The organism is Shewanella sp. S23-S33 (assembly GCF_043359565.1).
In the GTDB taxonomy this organism is placed as follows: Bacteria; Pseudomonadota; Gammaproteobacteria; order Enterobacterales; family Shewanellaceae; genus Shewanella; species Shewanella oncorhynchi.
Genome location: NZ_JBHFFD010000044.1, coordinates 102787 through 122615 on the forward strand (window position 1 = coordinate 102787; position 19829 = coordinate 122615).

The window sequence follows — 19829 nt, forward strand, 5'->3', positions numbered from 1 at the left end:
ACCTTTATTCTTTATTCGCTTGGCTAGCGAGTTGGCTTAACACTTGATCCTTAGTGAGCCAGAGTTGATTCAGTTGTTCTTGGAAGCCAATTTTAAAATCGCGGTCATTCATATAATCGCCGCGCATCGCAGGATCAATATCGGAGACCTTGATGTGTACTTTAACGCTTGGCAACTTGCCTGTCAGGTAGTCCCAATAGCTCGGTACTGCGTCTGGGTAGTAAATGGAGACATCGACTAGCTTGTGGATCTGTTCACCCATGGCTGATAGCGCGAAGGCCATACCGCCCGCTTTAGGTTTTAGCAAATGTTGGAACTGTGAGTTTTGTTTTTGATGCTTAGCCTTGCTGAAGCGTGTGCCTTCGACAAAGTTCATCACACTTACAGGTTTAGCCTTGAACTTAGCACAGGCTTTACGTGTAATTTCAATGTCTTTGCCCTTTAGCTTAGGTTTTTTACGTAGCTGTGCCGTGCTATAACGGCGCATAAACGGAAAATCGAGCGCCCACCAAGCTAGGCCTAAAATCGGCACAAAAATCAGTTCTTGCTTGAGGAAAAACTTCAAGAAAGGGATTTTTCGATTAAAAATCCGCTGCAGGATCAGGATATCGACCCAAGACTGGTGGTTGGCTATCACCATGTACCACTCTTTAGTGGAAAAGTCGGCGTCACCACTCAGTTCTATTTTAACGGGATGTAAGCAACGCTCAATCACGCCATTGACGCTGATCCAAGCGCTGGCACAAAAATCGAGCACATGACTAGTCGCAGTCCTTAATGGACTGATAGGTATCAGTTTTACAAAACTGATTAACACGATTGGGATAGTCCAAAAGACGGTATTTATAACGTAACCTAAAAATGCAATACAGCCTTTTATCTGTGAAAACAGCATTCCCATCCGAGCCCCCTGACAAAAATTGGAGGCCTATGTTACTCGGTGTAGGCGTTTGGCTCAATCTTAGGCACAGCTGGTCGGTGCATTTGTTCATCTTCACTGTAAAGCGGCTGACTCAATATTGCTGGGATAGTCGTGCCAGCAACCTATCCATAGCACGATAACCCAGTGCTTGGGCAAGATGACGGCGTTCGGTGTTAGGGGCTTGTTCAAGATCGGCGATAGTGCGGGCGACTCTTTGTATACGATGAAAACTGCGAACCGAAAGGCCAAGCTTCACCACGCTTTGCTCCAAAAATACTAAATCACCATCACTGAGTCCGCTGAAGCGTTTCAATTGTTTCCCTGTAAGTTCGCTATTGAGCACACCAGCACGGGCGAGTTGTAGCTCACGTGCTAGCTTAACTCGTTTGGCGATATCTTGGCTGGTTTCTGTCTGCGGCGCGGCTTGAGTCAAAGTGCCCGCGGGAAGTTTGGGCACTTCTATGGTCAAGTCGAAACGATCGAGAAACGGACCTGAAAGCCGCGAAAGGTAACGTTGGATTTGTTCTGGGCTGGATCTATGATGGCTATCCAAGTCGCCACTAGGGCTAGGATTCATCGCTGCGATTAATTGGAATCGACTTAAAAATGTCAGCTTAGCGGCGGCGCGGGAAATCACTACTTCGCCGGTTTCCATCGGTTCGCGCAGGCAATCTAAGACTTTACGCGGAAATTCAGCCACTTCATCCAAGAATAATACACCGCGATGGGCGAGGGAGATCTCCCCTGGTTTTGGGATACTGCCACCGCCCACGAGGGAAATCGAAGAACTCGTGTGGTGCGGCGCCCTAAATGGTCGCTGTAAAAAATGCTGCGGTTTAATGTCGAGTCCAGCAACGGAATGAATTGCCGCCACTTCTAACGCTTCCTCATAATTGAGTGCGGGCAATAGCGCCATCATGCGGCTGGCAAGCATGGTCTTGCCAGTCCCCGGCGGGCCTAGCATCAAGAGGTTGTGGTTACCCGCAGCGGCAATTTCGAGTGCTTGCTTGGCCTGATATTGGCCAATCACATCGCTCAGGCAAGTATGGGACTCGGGTGTCTCTTGGCTTACCCATTCTAACTGTGGCGCCAGTGTGGGCAGTTGGTTTTGCCCTTGTAAATACGCGGCTAGACTTTGCAGATGCGAACCAAATAACACATTGGGATAGCCGACTAGCTCGGCATCGTGGCGGTTATCTTGCGGTAAGACCAAGGTATGGTCTTGGCGCTTTGCCGCGATAATCGCGGGCAATAATCCTTGGCAGTAACGTATGTGCCCAGACAGTGCCAGCTCGCCGACAAACTCGATATTTTTTAAACTGTTAATGGGAATCTGTTCCGAAGCAGCCAATATGCCCACGGCGATGGGTAAGTCGTAGCGGCCACCTTGTTTAGGTAAATCAGCTGGCGCGAGATTGACTGTTATCCGCCGCATTGGAAACTCGAATCCCGCATTGATCAAGGCACTGCGTACTCGCTCACGGGCTTCTTTTACCGAAGCTTCGGGTAAGCCTACAAGATTAAATGCTGGTAAGCCGTTGCTGAGATGCACTTCAACTGTGACTTGAGGAGCTTCGACTCCACAACTGGCTCGGGTATTGACACAGGCTATCGCCATAAACAAATCCTTTTGTTAATTTTTTTGCGCTGAATTTGAGTGTAGCAGTAATTAATGGGAGGGGTTTCCTATCGCCTAGGTTGTTGCCCTTCTCATTAGCAAGCCGTTGACTCCGGCTTTGCTAATCGTGTGATAGGTTTAGCAATTTGCCTTATTTGAAGGTGGCAAATAGTTGATAGAAATGATAAAAAAACAAATATTGGAGTCGTGAGGTAAATATGGATATGTTGTTAGCAGAAAATTCCCCCATTCGTCAGCAGCTGCTAGAGCAAAAGTTGGCGCAGTTTAAAGACCCGCATCTTGCCCATACGCTTTCGGCATTTATTCGAAGTAGTGTCGATCTCTATCCCTGTGCAATCGAAGACTATGGCCAGTTAGGTAATAGCCGACTGGGTGGATTGCCGGATTTGCCTGTTGGCATGGATTATCCGGTGACTTTGGTCGGAAGGGAGGAGATGTTGGATGGCTATGTTGAGAGCTTTGGCCATACCCGCGAGTTTATTAATGAGCATTGGCGGGAGGACTGGCAGGACGATTGGGAGACTGATGAGGAGCATAATTGGGATTGGGACGAGGCGGCGCAAGCCTTCCGTGTGCCCATGCAATTTATCGCACAGCTCAACTGCAGCGACCTGAAGGCGTTTCAATCTTATTTGCCTCGAGAAGGGCGATTGTTGTTCTTTTTGGAGCGCTGGCGATTCTCGGAAATGCTTCGCGGCCATGTCTATTATGTCGCAGAGGATCAGCAACTGAACTCTGGAAAAGCGATTGCCGAACCTAAGTTCGACGATGCGGTATGTGCAAACTATGAGTATGAAGAGGCTTATCAACTTCAGGGAATTGCCAGCATTAAGATGATAGCCCCTGACATGATTAATAGTGACAACCCGCATTTAGTAAAGTTAGCCAAGGCACGTTTACAAGCGCTACCAGAACCGCAACAAGCTATGGTGCTGGAGGCCCTAGCGGTTGTGGATGATGAATTGGCACCAGAGTGGCAAGATCAGCTCAAGGGCTATGAGCTGATACAATTGAATGAGCAGGGGTTTATCCCTGGTCAGATTCTCACTCAATCGCAATGGGCTAATACCGACTGGCAGTCATCCAACTTGCAGGTATTGCTGGTCCCCGAGCAGCCGCTGCCGTATTACAATGGTATCGCCAGCATTAATGGCCATGGCGATAGTCGCTATAAAGCCCCCGAACTCCATGCCGCGGCTGAATTAGGCGGCAATGCCGAAGATTATCTAGTACTGTTCAAAGTCGTCTACAGTGAGCATTCTATGCAATTGAATTTTATTATCCACCAAGCGGATTTAAAGTTAGGAAAATTCGATCGCATTTACTGCATTTATGATTATTAGTTCATTGAAAGGTTGGCTACAGCCAACCTTTTTGCTGGGCGATACGGGCTATTGCTGGGCGATACGGGCTACACAGCAATAGGAGTACATCGAGACGATTGAAGGTGTATGTTGCGACCGATTAAAAGAAGAGTCACAAGCACAATTTAGTGCCTTTGAATGAATATGAGTTATAAAGGATTGATTCTGGGATAAATGATTACCACTGAATAGATTGAGTGCTTGATAGTTATATTTAATTATTTCAATCAGTTAATAGAGATTTGTCAACCTATGCCATTATATGAGGGCATCGTTGAGCAGTCTCATTTGGTTTACCCTCCACTGAAAATCATGGTTCCCCTCCCCACGACCTTGATTCAACTTGACCGCTAGGCTGCATTAACGTCTGAGTTCTAACTTGTATTCCTTTTAAGTCCCCGTCATTTTCTCCGTGGTTAGGTTGCAAGACTGACCATAAGGCCGCCACTTACATCCCCATAAACATTCTGCTACTGAGCCACTCGCCCCCCTATACCGACAGGGTGTCTGAATAAATAGTCAGCATATAAAGTATACTTTGTATCATTTTGTGGTTTAATCGAAACATCTGCTGCCGATTTTAGCAACATTTTGGGTGGCGATGCGGTAACAAGGTTGTGAATCGATAATAATAAAGTGACCTCTTGTGAAGGATGACATTTGAGGGAACATGGTCGAGGAGAACTCGCCTATGCGTTCGTGGATGTTAGCGTGTGTGTTTATCTGTACTGCGGGTTTTGGTGGGGCAGCATGGGCAAAACTCGATGTGGTTTTCTTTAATCCTGGGGCTGTCGATGACAGTTTTTGGGGAGATGTCGACCAATTGATGTTGGCGGCATCGACGACACTCGATATTAAACTCGATATCATTCATTCCGATCGCAATCACTTCAAGATGATCACTCAACTCGATGAGTTGTTAGCTTCTGCAAAGGTGTTACCTAATTACGTTATTCTGGTTAATGAAAAACAATCCGCGATAAAAATGCTGCAGGCGCTTTATCCTCACCCTGTTTATGTGCAATTGATTTTAAATGATATTTCCCCTGGCGAGCGTGATGCCTTGCTGCAAGATCCTCATTGGCAAGAATATCTGTTACCCGCCATTATTCCCGATAATTACGCTATTGGTTCGGCGACCGCTAAGGCCTTAATGGATGACTTAGAGGGAAAGGCGGCTAAAGTTCTGTTGATTTCGGGCGATAAATCGACACCTGCTTCAGTGTTACGTACCCAAGGCACCAGCGACTATTTCTTTATGCAGTCCAATGCCACTCTGACTCAAACGGTCTATGGCCAATGGAGTGAGGCTGTGGCTTATGGGCAAGCGTTAACCCTGCTGAATCGTTATCCTGATCTGAATGTGATTTGGACCGCCAGTGATCGTATGGCGATTGGGGTGCTTAAGGCATTGAAGGAAAAAGGTTTGGTGTCTGGTAAAGATGTATTTGTCGGTACGATCAATACTTCACCTGAGATTTTACAGCTTTGTCGCCAGCACTCTGTGAGTGTTATTGGTGGCGGGCATTTTTTGGTTGGCGCTTTAGGTTTGGTCGAATTGCAATATTATCAGCAGCATAAAAAATATTTCCCCTATGACAATGTTGCCTTGTTCGGTGTTTTGCAACCAGACTCGGCATTTTATCAAATGTTAGTTGCTCAAGATTGGCCACAGATTTTCCAGTCTCAGATTTTGAATAAGTTGCCCCTCAAGGCGTAATAACAGGTGTACATGAAGCATCGTAATCATTCTATTAGCCACAAGATGACGCTGATTATTATTGGGGTGAGCTCGTTTTTTGCTGTGTTAACTATGCTGGTACAGTTGATTTGGAACTATCAGGATAGTATCGATAATGCGACTTCGGATATCCGCGAGTATTCAGAATCTATTTTGCCAAGCGTGGCTAAGTCACTGTGGGACGTCGACCGTAGCTTGTTATCGGATTTGCTCTCTGGACTGGGGATGATGCCACTAGTGTCGAGTGTACATTTAGACAGTATCGATGGCGTCACTATGCATCTGGGTAAACCTTTGTTAACCGATGATGAGTCGCAAACTCTATTTCACTATCCTGTGACCTATCAAGAGCAGTCGATAGCGACTTTGACCGTAGGGTTAGATACCAATCGGCTTTACTACGAGCTGTGGCGGCAGTTGATTTTTATCGTGCTCGGTAATGGGTTAAAGACCCTATTGATGATTTATTTGATTTTGACCTTAGTGCGACTCATGGTGACAGATAGATTGTCGGCATTGGAAGATTTCACTAATAAAATCAATCTTAACTCGTTAAAAAAGTTATCTGTGCCCGAGACGGTAACCGCAAGACCCGATGAAATAGCCCATGTTGCATTGTCACTTAAGGGTATGTATCAAAGGATACGTAATGATTTAGCCATCAATAAACGTCAGCAACGTGCACTGCAACAACAGCAGCATTTATTGTCTGACTTAGTCAAAGAACGAACTAAAGAATTAGATTGGCAGTCGCAGTCGAATCAATTGTTGGCTGAGATTTCGTTGCAATTTTTGAGTATAGATACCTGCAATGTGGATAAAACCTTAACTGAGGTATGCCACAAAATAGGTCAGTTATTTGATGTTGAAAGGGTGAGTCTTCTCGAATTCAATCAGCAGCATGCCTATTACCGCAGCTTTTGGACCAGTGACTTACACGCAAATAAGGTCCAAGTGATTTCGGTAGATAATATTGCTCAACTGGCTAAAAAATTCGAGACGGAATCGACCTTAGTGATTGAGGATCTTGAGGCGTTAAAGGCTTTTTCACCACAGGAATATGAGGTAATGAAATCCGTGGGGATATGTTCGATTGCCGCCTTTGCGATTAAAAATGCTGGGGAGTTATTGGGATTGCTCTCGCTGTCGACTGTGTCGCGGCCATTAAATTGGAACGCCCAGAAAAAGAATATGCTGACCCAATTCGCCACCGCATTGAACGAGTTACTGCTACGCGAACAGAAAGAGCGTCAGATGATAGTGCTACAACAAGCGCTGGTTGCCGCGAATAGCCAATTAAAGGTGATGGCTGAAACCGATGAGTTAACTGGCTTAGCTAATAGACGACCCTTTACCGAAAGATTAGCTACTGTGCTACAAGCTAACACTCCAGCGGGATTGTTAATGTTGGATATCGATTATTTCAAATCCTACAACGACACTTATGGTCATCTTGAAGGCGATACTGTGCTCAAGCGGGTGGCAGATGCCTTAGCACAGTGCGATATCCTGCCGAACAATGCTCTATTGGCTCGCATTGGTGGTGAAGAGTTTGCTTTGGTCGTCGAGCAGGTCACGCCAGCACAGTTAACGGCTATTGCTACGCAACTGTGTTATCTCGTTGAGCAACTCAATATTCCCCATCAAGTATCTCCCTTGGCTGTGGTGACGATCAGTATTGGCAGCGTGTTTTTGCCATTAGATAAGATCTCGGGATTTAAGATGGCCGACGTATTACGCCGCGCCGATGTTTGCCTCTATCGCGCTAAGGATAAAGGTCGCAATAGAGTCGAGGTTGAAGTGATTTAATGGGAGCCGGTTGAAGGTGACGTTACTCTTTCGCCAAGATATCACAACACGTTGCTGGATTGGCTACTGAGCTTCAAGAGTCTAGGCGCTATGCTGCAAAATTGGAGACATATTCGGTTAGCATCACCACGCCACAGACGTCCTCAATCATGCTAACTAATTGATAACATTTATGTGAAACACAGCTGTAGATAAGTCGCTAAGATAAAAATTACTCAAGGTGAGGTAATATTAGGCGGCAGATGAGATATAATCTGTCGCCTATTGTCGATTTAGCGATGCACTCTGAGTGACATCCATGCTGCCATTCTGGACGTATTTTACGTAACGCAACTAAGCAAAGCCACGACTGCATAGTCAATTCTGTTGGTTTAAATGTACGTTCTAGCAGCTCAATATCAAAGCCACCGCGCTCGGATGTCTAATGCCATCGAGTCGAGTAAAATAATTAAATGCTGTATATTCAGTCGTTTCGACATAAAACATTACTTAAATGATGCAAGTGCATTAGCGCTATGCGTGGGCTGCGAGAGCGGAGTCACGCATAACTCGTGAATTTGCAGATATACTGAGTGCACCCTAAGGATTGTCATCTAAGCGCTCATTCATCTTTGGGGTGAAAGTGGTCAATACAATCTTGTTGTGCAGCGACCAGACAAAGCAAACTTTGCTCAAATACAATGAATTCAACTGACTTGCGAGCAATAAAGCGCGAGTTGGTCCTAGTTAGTCCAGTGTTAAATGAAAGGTGTTACATGAGTCTCTTTGATAACGTGATGATTATATTGTGTCTAATCGGCGCGAGTTGTTTTTTCTCTATGTCAGAAATTGCACTTGCCGCTTCACGTAAAATTCGTTTACGTCAGTTAGCCGATGAAGGCGATGCACGAGCAGAAAAAGTGCTGCAGTTACAAGCCGTTCCCGGCAGCTTTTTTACGGTAGTACAAATTGGTCTTAATGCCGTTGCCATCATGGGCGGTATTGTGGGGGAGTCGGCATTTCGGCCTTACTTCTATCAATTGCTTTCCCCTTTAGTCGCCGAGCCTTGGCTGAGCCAATTGAGCTTTGTTTTATCCTTCATAACGGTAACCAGCGCCTTTATTTTAGTCGCCGATTTAATGCCAAAACGCATTGCCATGGCGATGCCTGAGCCTGTCGCTTTAGCTGTTGTCGGGCCTATGTCTTTCTGTATTGTGCTATTACGCCCATTAGTGTGGTTTTTCAATGGCATGGCGAGTGGTATCTTTAAACTGCTGCAGATCCCAACCGTGCGTAACGATGCCATCACCTCCGACGACATTTATGCCGTCATGAATGCGGGTGCCGAAGCTGGGGTGCTAGATCGTGGTGAGCAACAGATGATGGAAAATGTGTTTGAAATGCAAACCGTTTCTGTGACTTCGGCCATGACGGCCCGTGAAAGCTTAGTGTACTTTTTACTGCAAGACAGTGAAGAAGATATCAAGCGTAAAATTTCTGAAGATCCCCATACTAAGTTCCTCGTCTGCGATGGTCAGTTGGATATGATCAAAGGCTTCGTGGATGCGAAAGAATTGCTGATCCGTGTGATCAACGGTGAGAATATCATCTTAAAAGGCAGTAACTTAATCCATACTTCGCTGATCATTCCCGATACGCTGAGCCTGTCAGAAGCGATGGAATACTTTAAAAATAGTCGCGCCGATTTTGCCGTGGTAATGAACGAATACGCTTTAGTGGTGGGGATTGTGACTACCAACGATCTACAGCGCGCCGTAATGGGGGCTTGGTCATTGCACGAGAGCGAAGAGCAGATCATCGCCCGTGATAGCAACTCTTGGTTAGTCGACGGTGTGACGCCTATTACCGACGTAATGCGCGCCTTTGGTATTGAGGAGTTTCCGCATAATCAGAACTACGAAACCATTGCTGGTTTTATGATGTATATGCTGCGTAAAATCCCTAAGCGTACGGATTTCGTGAACTATGCAGGCTATAAATTTGAGGTGGTCGATATCGATTCGTACAAGGTCGATCAGCTATTGGTGACTCGTATCGATCCTATTGATAAGCTCAACTCGCCGGATGTGTAATCCTGTCATCTTGTGTTGATTGCCTTGCGATAGAAATCCTGTGGCAATAGTTTGTTAGCACCAATTTGATAGCAACTGTTCGATAGTGAAGCGGTTCTCTTTAGCTAAGTTTTTAGCTTTTTGAGAGCCGTTTCGGTTTTCTATCTCGTTGAAACTCTTCACTCGCACTTTTATTTTGTATTACTTTCCCCGTTTAAATCACATCCAAAAACGCATTAACGATGGGATCATCAAGTCGTTTCACTTTGCAGCAGCAACCTAACTCGAACGGTGGAATAGCAACCGGCGACGAGAGTAGCTGAATGCGATCTCGCACTGGGCTATTATTGATCACCACTTCGGGGCTCATGCTCACGCCGCAACCTAACGCTACCATAGAGGCGATCGCCTCCTGTCCCGAGACTTGGGCGTAAATATTAGGGCTGATGCCCATTTGTTTGAACCAGTTATCGGCGCGGCGCCGCCCTGGGCCATGATCTGGGATGATAAAGGGTACGCTCGACCAATCGATGGGCGTTTGGCTAACTTGTTGCTGTACTGCACAGCGGATCGTCGGTGCGATAATCGACAGCGGCACATCGTCGATTTTGGCAAAGTGTAAGCTGCTGGGGAAAGGATCGGGCAGGGCAGCGATGGCGATATCGGCGCGATTCTGCTGCACTTCTGCTAGCGCGTTCGCTGCATCTCCCGTGGTTAAGGCGATTTCGACGAAGGGATGCTCTTGGCGGAATAGATCCAATAAACCCGGTAAATGACTGTAGGCGGCAGTGACCGAGCAATACAGATTTAACCGACCGCGCAGCACGTCCTGCTTGAGATCGATACTGTGCTTGAGTGTGCTCCAATGGTTCAAGGTCTGCTCGGCGAATCGCTTAAACTCGTGTCCCGCGTGGGTTAAGGTCACGCTGCGATTATCCCGCTCTAACAACTTAGCGTTTACTTCCTCTTCTAATCTTTGCAGGGCTCGGCTTAAGGTTGATGGGCTCACATGCATCTGCTCCGCCGTCTTGGCGAAGTGCAAACTGTCACATAAGTGCAGGTACAATTTGAGGGTACGAATATCCATAACTTATCCTGTTTAGCCTGAGCTTGAGTGCTGCATATTGCCGCCGATGTTGCTGCCAGTGTTACTGAGCGTTATTGCGGCTGACGTTGCGTATAATGCAATATGAAGTTCCGAATATATCATTTTAAGCAATGATAAGCATGGGTTATAGTGATTTCAATCACAACCAAGTCGTAACATTATGTTAGTTTGGTTGCGTCCAAAATTTCTGACTTATAGGTGGTATATCAGATGGCTAACTATTTTAACTCTCTGAATTTACGTCAACAATTAGCACAGCTTGGCCAATGTCGTTTCATGGATCGTTCTGAGTTTAGCGACGGCTGTAACTACATCAAAGATTGGAATATTGTTATTTTAGGTTGTGGTGCTCAAGGTCTTAACCAAGGCTTGAACATGCGTGATTCGGGTCTGAATATCTCTTTTGCCCTGCGTCCTGAAGCAATTGAACAGAAACGTGCCTCATGGCAAAAAGCGACCGATAACGGTTTCCGTGTCGGTACCTTTGAAGAATTAATCCCCGCGGCGGATCTGGTTCTTAATCTGACGCCGGACAAACAGCATTCAAACGTGGTTAACGCAGTTATGCCACTGATGAAGCAAGGCTCTACCTTGTCTTACTCACACGGCTTCAACATTGTTGAAGAGGGTATGCAAGTTCGTTCCGATATTACTGTGGTGATGGTTGCGCCTAAGTGCCCAGGTACTGAAGTGCGTGAAGAATACAAACGTGGTTTTGGTGTGCCTACCCTTATCGCTGTTCACCCAGAAAACGATCCAAACGGTGACGGTTTAGAGATTGCTAAAGCCTACGCTAGCGCAACGGGTGGCGACAGAGCTGGTGTTTTACTGTCGTCTTTCATCGCCGAAGTGAAGTCGGATCTGATGGGCGAGCAGACCATTCTGTGCGGTATGTTGCAGACGGGTGCCATCTTAGGTTACGAGAAAATGATCGCCGATGGCGTTGAGCCAGGCTATGCGGCCAAGCTTATCCAGCAAGGTTGGGAAACGGTCACTGAAGCGCTGAAACATGGCGGCATCACTAACATGATGGACCGTTTATCTAATCCAGCCAAGATTAAAGCATTTGAAATTGCAGAAGATTTAAAAGAAATTCTGCAACCATTATTTGAAAAGCACATGGATGACATCATCAGCGGCGAATTCTCACGCACTATGATGGAAGACTGGGCAAACGATGATGCGAACTTACTGCGTTGGAGAGCGGAAACTGGCGAAACAGGTTTCGAAAATGCGCCCGTATCGAGCGAGCATATCGACGAACAAACCTATTTCGACAAAGGTATTTTCCTTGTTGCTATGATCAAAGCGGGTGTGGAACTGGCGTTCGACACTATGGTGTCTGCGGGTATTGTGGAAGAGTCGGCTTATTACGAGTCACTGCACGAAACCCCACTGATCGCCAACACGATTGCCCGTAAGCGTTTGTACGAAATGAACGTAGTGATTTCAGACACAGCCGAATACGGTTGCTACCTGTTCAATCACGCCGCCGTACCTATGCTGCGCGACTATGTTAATGCCATGTCATCTGAGTATTTAGGTGCTGGCCTGAAAGACAGCGCAACCGGTGTCGACAACCTAACGCTCATCGCTGTTAACGAAGCTATTCGTGAAACGGCAGTGGAATATGTTGGCGCTGAGCTTCGCGGTTACATGACAGATATGAAGAGCATTGTTGAGGCTTAAGTGATAGTGAGTTAAGCCCAGCATTGGGGGAGAGAGTTGAGACTCAAAGGACTTGGGTCTCAGATCAGTTCCCAAGCAAGCTCAAGATAGTGAAACGCGCATCTTGAGCTTGCTTAGTGATAAATCAGTTTAGTGAGAAACAAATTTTTTCCTGTTCAGTGGGTTGTCGAGCGGGCAAAAACGACACAGTTAGTGAGTCTATCGTTCAGTAGGTGAATCGCGCCGACTGAGGCTCAACAGTTAACGTTTTACTTTGTTGTTTTGCATTGTCTCGGCAGGGAAGCTGAATTTTTTTTGACAAAAGATATTTTTTATTGTGTTTGGCCGTTGCTTTATGGTAAAGCTAATAGCTCGCGCTAGGGCAAAGCCCAAAGCGATACTAACTTTCATTCAATACCCAAATTTTAGAAACACCGATTAGGAATCCATATTGATGTTTAACCAAGCTGCCAAGCTCATTCTCGTGATTATTACCGTCGTGATTATTAAATCACAGCGGGGGCGGCGCATGGCAAACTGATAGACCTAAAAGGTTAAAAGTTTCGAAAGAACCCCCCGCTCCGAAAGGACCGGGGGGTTCTTCGTTTCAGGGCCTAGAGCAAGGTTCTAAGCTTCGAAAGAGTAAAAAATTAGCGTCGATTTTCGGCAATTCAGGACTAACGTAGCGAGAGATAATATGGAACCAGGGCAGATGATCAGAGGCGCAGACGCGGTAATCAAAGTGTTAGCAGCACATGGAGTCACCACAGTGTTTGGTTATCCAGGTGGTGCCATTATGCCAATATACGATGCCCTCTATGGAAGCCCTGTCGAACATCTGCTCAGCCGTCACGAACAAGGCGCCGCCTTTGCCGCCGTAGGATACGCAAGAGCCAGCGGTAAAACCGGCGTGTGCTTTGCGACTTCAGGCCCAGGCGCGACTAACCTGATCACTTCCTTAGCCGACGCGCTGTTAGATTCAGTGCCTATCGTGGCTATCACAGGCCAAGTCTCCACCGCCGTTATCGGCACAGATGCATTTCAAGAAATCGATGTGCTGGGCATGTCACTGAGCTGCACTAAGCACAGTTTTATGGTGACAAACATCAACGATCTTATCCCAACCTTGTATCAAGCTTTTGAGATCGCCGCATCCGGCCGCCCTGGCCCTGTGTTGGTCGATATCCCGAAGGATATCCAACTCGCTCACCTCGAATACCGTACACCTTTGCTGGCCGTCATGAACGAACCCCAAGCAGAGATGAGTGATATCGACGCCGCCCGTGCGCTGTTGGCAGAAGCGAAACAACCTATGTTGTATGTCGGCGGTGGTGTAGGCATGGCGGGCGCGGTCGATCAACTGCGTGAGTTTATCAAAATAACGGGTATACCTTCGGTCGCGACCTTGAAAGGGCTTGGCAGTATCGCCCACGGCACGCCCGGTTACTTAGGCATGTTAGGCATGCATGGTGGCAAGGCGGCTAACTTAGCGGTACAGGATTGTGATTTGCTGATCGTGGTGGGCGCCCGTTTCGACGACAGAGTCACCGGCCGTTTAGCGAGCTTTGCCGACAAGGCCAAAGTGATCCATTTAGACATAGACGCCGCTGAGCTGGGCAAGTTACGTATGCCAGAGGTGGCAATCGCCGGTGACTTACGCCAAATCCTCCCCGCCTTAGCCATGTCGATGAACATTACGCCTTGGCAGGCTGAGGTGGAGCATTTATCCCGTAAGCATCAATGGGATTATCAACACCCCGGCAGTTTGATCTATGCGCCTGCGCTACTGCGCCGTTTAGCCAATAAATTACCCGAAGACAATGTTGTTTGTTGCGATGTGGGCCAGCACCAAATGTGGGTGGCCCAGCATATGTGGTTCCGCCGTCCAGAAGATCACCTGTCCAGCGCTGGCTTAGGCACTATGGGCTTTGGCTTACCCGCCGCCATTGGTGCGCAAGTGGCCCGTCCCGATGCGACTGTGGTGACTGTCTCTGGTGATGGTTCTTTTATGATGAATGTGCAGGAGCTGACCACCATCAAACGCCGTAAGTTGCCGGTGAAGATAGTGCTGATCGACAATCAAAAACTCGGCATGGTGAAGCAGTGGCAACAGCTATTCTTTGAAGAGCGTTACAGCGAAACGGATTTATCTGATAACCCAGATTTTGTGTTATTGGCCTCCGCCTTTGATATCCCCGGCCGGACGATTTTTTCTTCCGACGAAGTGGAAGAAGCCTTAACCGAAATGTTAGCGGCTAAGGGCCCGTATTTGTTACACGTTGCAATCGACGATGCTTTTAACGTTTGGCCACTGGTGCCCCCCGGCGCATCAAACAGCGATATGATGGACGAAATGGAGAAACAAACATGATCCACTCTCTGGAATTAACGGTTCAACAACGCCCCGAAGTGCTTGAGCGTGTTTTGCGCGTGACTCGCCATCGAGGCTTTACGATTACCCAAATGCAGATGCGTATGAATGACGATGCGAGCCTGTCGCTGGATATGGAGGTCGATAGCGAACGTGCCATCGAACTGTTAAGTAATCAGTTGAATAAACTGATTGATGTGACCCAGTGTAAGGTATTGTTACCGCTGAGCTTGCAACAAACGGCGAATGCTTAAGCATTCGCCATGTGAATTAAGAATACGATTTTCGATTTGAGATAAAGGATACAGTCAATGCCAAAGTTACGATCAGCTACCAGTACCGAAGGCCGCAATATGGCGGGTGCCCGTGCGCTATGGCGCGCCACAGGGGTGAAAGACAATGATTTTGGTAAGCCAATTATCGCCATTGCTAACTCCTTTACTCAGTTTGTACCGGGTCATGTGCACTTAAAAGACATGGGGTCACTGGTGGCGAGCGCCATCGAAGAAGCGGGCGGTATCGCCAAAGAATTCAATACGATCGCCGTCGATGACGGTATCGCCATGGGCCACGGCGGTATGCTTTATAGCCTGCCATCGCGTGAACTTATCGCCGACAGTGTGGAATACATGGTTAATGCCCACTGCGCCGATGCTCTAGTCTGTATCTCCAACTGCGACAAGATCACACCTGGCATGTTGATGGCGGCGCTGCGCCTCAATATTCCCGTCGTGTTTGTGTCCGGCGGACCGATGGAAGCGGGTAAAACTAAGCTGTCGGATAAACTCATCAAACTCGACTTAGTCGATGCTATGGTTGCGGGCGCCGACTCGAACGTGAGCGATGAAGACAGTGCTAAAATCGAGCGTAGCGCTTGCCCAACCTGTGGCTCTTGCTCTGGCATGTTTACCGCTAACTCAATGAACTGTTTAACCGAAGCCCTAGGGTTATCGCTGCCGGGTAACGGTTCTATGCTGGCAACCCACGCCGATCGTCGCGAGCTGTTTTTGGAAGCGGGTCGGCGTGTGATGGCGCTGGCAAAACGTTATTATCATCAAGATGATGAATCGGCATTGCCACGCAATATCGCGAACTTTAAAGCTTTCGAAAATGCCATGACCTTAGATATCGCCATGGGCGGTTCATCTAATACCGTATTGCATTTATTGGCCGCCGCGCAGGAAGCCGATGTCGATTTCACCATGGCGGATATCGACCGTATGTCGCGCCTGGTGCCGCACCTTTGTAAAGTTGCGCCATCGACGCCTAAGTACCATATGGAAGACGTGCACCGTGCGGGTGGCGTGATGGGGATTTTAGGTGAACTCGACAGAGCCGGATTGTTGCATACCGATGTGTTCCATGTGGCGGCGGATGAGGGTGGCAATTTAAAGTCGGTGCTCGCCAAGTACGACATAATGCAAACCCAAGATGATGCGGTAAAACACTTCTTTATGGCGGGGCCTGCGGGCATTCCGACCACTAAAGCCTTTAGCCAAGATTGTCGCTGGCCGTCACTGGATAACGACAGGCAAGAAGGTTGTATCCGTAGCCGTGAATTTGCCTTCAGCCAAGAAGGTGGCCTTGCCGTATTGTCGGGTAATGTGGCCGAGAACGGCTGTATCGTTAAAACGGCGGGCGTGGATGAATCGAATCTGACCTTTATTGGCTCGGCGCGCGTTTATGAAAGCCAAGATGATGCCGTGGCGGGCATTTTAGGTGGTGAAGTGGTGGCGGGTGACGTGGTGGTTATCCGTTACGAAGGCCCGAAAGGTGGCCCAGGTATGCAAGAAATGTTGTATCCAACCAGTTACTTAAAATCACGTGGTTTAGGCAAGGCCTGTGCGTTGATAACCGACGGTCGTTTCTCCGGTGGCACTTCAGGTTTATCGATTGGCCACGTCTCACCCGAAGCTGCCGCTGGCGGCACTATCGCCTTGATTGAAAATGGCGATCGCATCGAAATTGATATTCCAAAGCGCAGCATCAAGTTGGCAGTAAGTGATGTTGAACTCAATGCTCGCCGCGAAAAAATGCACAGTCTTGGCCCAATGGCGTGGAAACCTATCGGTCGCGAGCGTTATGTATCACTCGCGCTTAAGGCCTACGCCATGCTCGCCACCAGTGCCGATAAGGGCGCGGTGCGCGATCGCAGTAAACTGGAGGACTAATTATGTTTACTGCATCTATGTTGCCACTCTCATCGCAAACTCAGGCGGATTTAGCCCATTTTCAATTGGCACAAAGCTATCTGCAAAAAATCCTGTTGTCATCTGTGTATGACATAGCGAAAGTGACGCCGCTTTCCAGCATGAACAAGTTATCGGCGCGTTTAGGTTGTCAGGTATTTTTGAAGCGCGAAGATATGCAGCCAGTGCATTCCTTCAAGTTACGCGGTGCTTATAACCGTATCGCCCAGCTGACGAAAGAAGAATGCCAGCGCGGCGTGGTGTGCGCTTCGGCAGGCAATCATGCTCAGGGTGTAGCCATGTCGGCGGCGAGTCGCGGTGTGGATGCTGTGATTGTGATGCCCGAGACAACGCCCGATATCAAAGTCGATGCGGTGCGCCGTTTAGGTGGCAACGTGGTATTGCACGGCCAAGCCTTCGATCAAGCCAATGGCTTTGCGATGGCGATGGCTAAAGATGAGGGCCGAGTCTATATAGCGCCCTTCGATGATGAAGCTGTGATCGCAGGCCAAGGCACTATCGCCCAAGAGATGTTGCAGCAGCAGCGCGATCTCGAAGTGGTATTTGTACCCGTGGGTGGCGGCGGGCTAATCGCGGGTATCGCAGCCTATTATAAGGCGGTAATGCCTCAGGTGAAAATTGTCGGCGTCGAGCCAGAAGACGCCGCCTGTTTAAAGGCGGCGATGGAAGCGGGCGAGCCGGTGACGCTGGCGCAAGTCGGTTTATTTGCCGACGGTGTGGCGGTGAAACGTATCGGCACTGAGCCTTTTCGAGTCGCCAAACTGTATGTCGATGAAGTAGTGACTGTAACCTCGGATGAAATCTGCGCCGCGGTAAAAGATATCTTCGAAGACACCCGTGCGATTGCCGAACCGGCTGGGGCTTTGTCCTTGGCTGGGCTTAAAAAATATGTCAGCGCTAATGCCAGTGGTGACAGCGGTAGAGGTGAGAAAGTCGCTGCAATTTTAAGTGGCGCCAATGTGAATTTTCACAGTCTGCGTTATGTGTCTGAGCGCTGCGAACTCGGCGAGCAAAAAGAAGCGGTACTGGCGGTGAAAGTCCCTGAACGTCCGGGAAGTTTCTTAAAATTCTGTGAGTTACTCGATAAGCGGGTGATGACAGAGTTTAACTATCGTTTCAGCAGTCGCGATCTGGCCGTGGTGTTTGCCGGCATTCGCTTAAGCCGAGGCCAAGGTGAGCTAGAACAAATCATCGCCACCTTAGAGGCCAATGGTTTTGAAGTACAGGATTTATCCGGTGATGAAACCGCGAAATTGCATGTGCGTTATATGGTCGGAGGTCATCCACCAGAGCCTTTAGAGGAGCGTTTATTTAGCTTTGAGTTTCCTGAACATCCCGGAGCGCTGCTGAAGTTTTTAACTACCTTGCAGAGTAAATGGAACATTAGCTTGTTCCATTATCGTAACCACGGCGCGGCCTTTGGCCGAGTGCTGGCGGGATTTGAAGTACCCGCGAGTGATGCCTTGCCGTTCCAACAGTTTTTAACTGAGTTGGGTTTTGTCTATCAAGAGGAAACTCAAAGCCCTGCCTATCAGTTGTTTTTAAATGCGGGTAACGGCAACAAAGTCTTATAGCGTTAGTGATGAAGAACATAGCTTAGATCGGCGAGATGGCATTTTAAGCACAAGTTAGATCAAAGTTAGGCTAAAGGAGGGGCGCACATGCGCCCTTTTTTGTGGTAGTTTTGTAGACTTAATACTCTAGCCGCCGATTAATACGTCACAGTTAAGTCGCTTACTTAATCCGCTGACGATTGGCTAACGAATAATAACTAGACTTCGACCTACACCTACACGCATTAAGGAGACATGATGTTACCAGCACCGCGTTTTACCGCTTTTAATCCTCCTCGCCGTATTTTAATGGGCCCTGGCCCGTCGGATGTTTATCCCGAAGTGCTTGCGGCGCAGTCCAGACCTACGGTTGGCCACTTAGATCCGCTGTTTGTGGGCATGATGGATGAGCTTAAGAGTCTGATCCAATACGCCTTCCAAACTAAAAACGAAATGACCATGGCGGTATCAGCGCCGGGCACTGCGGGCATGGAAACCTGTTTCGTTAACTTAGTCGAGCCGGGTGAGAAGGTGATTGTCTGTCGTAACGGTGTGTTTGGTGAGCGTATGCGCCAAAACGTCGAGCGTATGGGTGCCATTGCCGTGCTGGTGGACAATGAGTGGGGCACACCTGTTGATCCTGCAGAGGTTGAAGCGGCACTGAAAGCCAATCCCGATGCCAAATTTTTAGCCTTTGTGCACGCCGAAACCTCAACTGGCGCCTTGTCCGATGCCAAAACTCTGTGCGCATTAGCCAAAACCTATGGCTGTTTGAGCATAGTTGATGCGGTGACTTCCCTTGGCGGCGTTGAGTTAAGAGTCGATGAATGGGGCATAGATGCTATTTATTCTGGCAGTCAAAAGTGCCTTTCCTGTGTACCGGGTTTATCGCCCGTGTCTTTCTCGCCTGCAGCCGTCGAAAAACTCAAGAATCGCAAGACCCCAGTGCAAAGTTGGTTCCTCGATCAAAGCTTAGTGATGGCCTATTGGACCAGCGCGGGCGGCAAACGTAGTTACCATCACACTGCGCCAGTGAATGCGCTTTATGCACTGCATGAATCCCTGCGTATTTTAGCGGCCGAAGGCTTAGAGAATGCGTGGCAACGCCACCACGAAATGCATTTAGTGCTGCGTGCTGGGCTGGAAAAGTTAGGGCTAAATTTTGTGGTGGCCGAAGATTCACGTCTGCCACAACTTAACGCAGTTTACATCCCCGAAGGCGTTGATGATGCTGCGGTGCGGACTCGTTTGCTGAAGGATTATAACCTCGAAATCGGCGCCGGCCTTGGCGCCCTTGCGGGCAAAGCATGGCGCATTGGCCTCATGGGTTTTGGTGCCCGTCGCGAAAATGTCGCCTTATGCCTCAAGGCATTAGAAGAGGTGTTGAACTAAT

13 protein-coding genes are annotated in these 19829 nt (G+C 48.2%); 10 read left to right on the forward strand and 3 right to left on the reverse strand.

The window, feature by feature from the left end; translation table 11 throughout:
* Positions 1-4: 4 nt before the first annotated feature.
* Together ACHA99_RS11740 and ACHA99_RS11745 are read right to left on the reverse strand one after the other, a co-directional pair.
* On the reverse strand, positions 5-901 hold the full coding sequence (locus tag ACHA99_RS11740; RefSeq protein ID WP_393942875.1) for an acyltransferase: 897 nt from the start codon (positions 899-901) through the stop codon (positions 5-7).
* A gap of 112 nt (positions 902-1013) precedes the next feature.
* A complete protein-coding gene (locus tag ACHA99_RS11745; RefSeq protein ID WP_393942877.1) occupies positions 1014-2540 on the reverse strand; it encodes a YifB family Mg chelatase-like AAA ATPase in 1527 nt (508 codons plus the stop codon).
* Positions 2541-2758: 218 nt separating this feature from the next.
* On the opposite strand from ACHA99_RS11745, the gene ACHA99_RS11750 reads away from it, so the two are divergent.
* From ACHA99_RS11750 to ACHA99_RS11765, 4 genes are all read left to right on the forward strand, one after another.
* Entirely contained in the window at positions 2759-3904 is a 1146-nt protein-coding gene (locus ACHA99_RS11750) for a DUF1963 domain-containing protein (RefSeq protein WP_131524933.1), read from the forward strand.
* 712 nt (positions 3905-4616) lie between these two features.
* Positions 4617-5645, forward strand: a complete 1029-nt coding sequence (locus ACHA99_RS11755) for an ABC transporter substrate-binding protein (RefSeq protein WP_393942880.1) — start codon at positions 4617-4619, stop codon at positions 5643-5645.
* A gap of 45 nt (positions 5646-5690) precedes the next feature.
* Positions 5691-7475, forward strand: a complete 1785-nt coding sequence (locus tag ACHA99_RS11760) for a GGDEF domain-containing protein (protein ID WP_263237001.1) — start codon at positions 5691-5693, stop codon at positions 7473-7475.
* Between the two features lie 755 nt (positions 7476-8230).
* On the forward strand, positions 8231-9547 hold the full coding sequence (locus tag ACHA99_RS11765) for a hemolysin family protein (RefSeq protein ID WP_105250472.1): 1317 nt from the start codon (positions 8231-8233) through the stop codon (positions 9545-9547).
* Positions 9548-9740: 193 nt separating this feature from the next.
* Here the strand turns inward: ACHA99_RS11765 and ilvY are convergent, their stop codons facing one another.
* Entirely contained in the window at positions 9741-10613 is an 873-nt protein-coding gene (gene ilvY / locus ACHA99_RS11770; protein WP_105250471.1) for an HTH-type transcriptional activator IlvY, read from the reverse strand.
* 231 nt (positions 10614-10844) lie between these two features.
* Here ilvY and ilvC point away from each other — a divergent pair, with 231 nt between their 5' ends.
* The 6 genes from ilvC to ACHA99_RS11800 all read left to right on the forward strand — a co-directional run bounded on the left by ilvC (position 10845) and on the right by ACHA99_RS11800 (position 19828).
* A complete protein-coding gene (gene ilvC, locus ACHA99_RS11775; RefSeq protein ID WP_131524931.1) occupies positions 10845-12323 on the forward strand; it encodes a ketol-acid reductoisomerase in 1479 nt (492 codons plus the stop codon).
* A gap of 676 nt (positions 12324-12999) precedes the next feature.
* Positions 13000-14673, forward strand: a complete 1674-nt coding sequence (gene ilvG, locus ACHA99_RS11780; protein WP_393942882.1) for an acetolactate synthase 2 catalytic subunit — start codon at positions 13000-13002, stop codon at positions 14671-14673.
* The gene (gene ilvM, locus ACHA99_RS11785) at positions 14670-14927 is read left to right on the forward strand and encodes an acetolactate synthase 2 small subunit (RefSeq protein WP_006083459.1); all 258 of its coding nucleotides are present in this window, start codon (positions 14670-14672) and stop codon (positions 14925-14927) included. The genes ilvG and ilvM overlap by 4 nt, the downstream gene beginning before the upstream one ends.
* A gap of 57 nt (positions 14928-14984) precedes the next feature.
* Complete coding sequence (gene ilvD / locus ACHA99_RS11790; protein WP_393942884.1) at positions 14985-16844, forward strand: dihydroxy-acid dehydratase; 1860 nt, start codon at positions 14985-14987, stop codon at positions 16842-16844.
* 17 nt (positions 16845-16861) lie between these two features.
* Complete coding sequence (ilvA, locus tag ACHA99_RS11795) at positions 16862-18457, forward strand: threonine ammonia-lyase, biosynthetic (protein WP_393942938.1); 1596 nt, start codon at positions 16862-16864, stop codon at positions 18455-18457.
* A 237-nt stretch (positions 18458-18694) separates the two neighbouring features.
* Positions 18695-19828, forward strand: a complete 1134-nt coding sequence (locus ACHA99_RS11800) for a pyridoxal-phosphate-dependent aminotransferase family protein (RefSeq protein ID WP_393942886.1) — start codon at positions 18695-18697, stop codon at positions 19826-19828.
* The last annotated feature ends 1 nt before the right edge of the window (position 19829 follow it).

Coding starts and splice junctions, on each gene's coding strand:
- ACHA99_RS11740 (WP_393942875.1), bottom strand. CDS start 901: ATGGGAATGCTGTTTTCACAGATAAAAGGCTGTATTGCATTTTTAGGT.
- ACHA99_RS11755 (WP_393942880.1), top strand. CDS start 4,617: ATGCGTTCGTGGATGTTAGCGTGTGTGTTTATCTGTACTGCGGGTTTT.
- ACHA99_RS11760 (WP_263237001.1), top strand. CDS start 5,691: ATGACGCTGATTATTATTGGGGTGAGCTCGTTTTTTGCTGTGTTAACT.
- ilvG (WP_393942882.1), top strand. CDS start 13,000: ATGGAACCAGGGCAGATGATCAGAGGCGCAGACGCGGTAATCAAAGTG.
- ilvM (WP_006083459.1), top strand. CDS start 14,670: ATGATCCACTCTCTGGAATTAACGGTTCAACAACGCCCCGAAGTGCTT.
- ilvA (WP_393942938.1), top strand. CDS start 16,862: ATGTTGCCACTCTCATCGCAAACTCAGGCGGATTTAGCCCATTTTCAA.
- ACHA99_RS11745 (WP_393942877.1), bottom strand. CDS start 2,540: ATGGCGATAGCCTGTGTCAATACCCGAGCCAGTTGTGGAGTCGAAGCT.
- ilvD (WP_393942884.1), top strand. CDS start 14,985: ATGCCAAAGTTACGATCAGCTACCAGTACCGAAGGCCGCAATATGGCG.
- ilvY (WP_105250471.1), bottom strand. CDS start 10,613: ATGGATATTCGTACCCTCAAATTGTACCTGCACTTATGTGACAGTTTG.
- ACHA99_RS11765 (WP_105250472.1), top strand. CDS start 8,231: ATGAGTCTCTTTGATAACGTGATGATTATATTGTGTCTAATCGGCGCG.
- ilvC (WP_131524931.1), top strand. CDS start 10,845: ATGGCTAACTATTTTAACTCTCTGAATTTACGTCAACAATTAGCACAG.
- ACHA99_RS11800 (WP_393942886.1), top strand. CDS start 18,695: ATGTTACCAGCACCGCGTTTTACCGCTTTTAATCCTCCTCGCCGTATT.
- ACHA99_RS11750 (WP_131524933.1), top strand. CDS start 2,759: ATGGATATGTTGTTAGCAGAAAATTCCCCCATTCGTCAGCAGCTGCTA.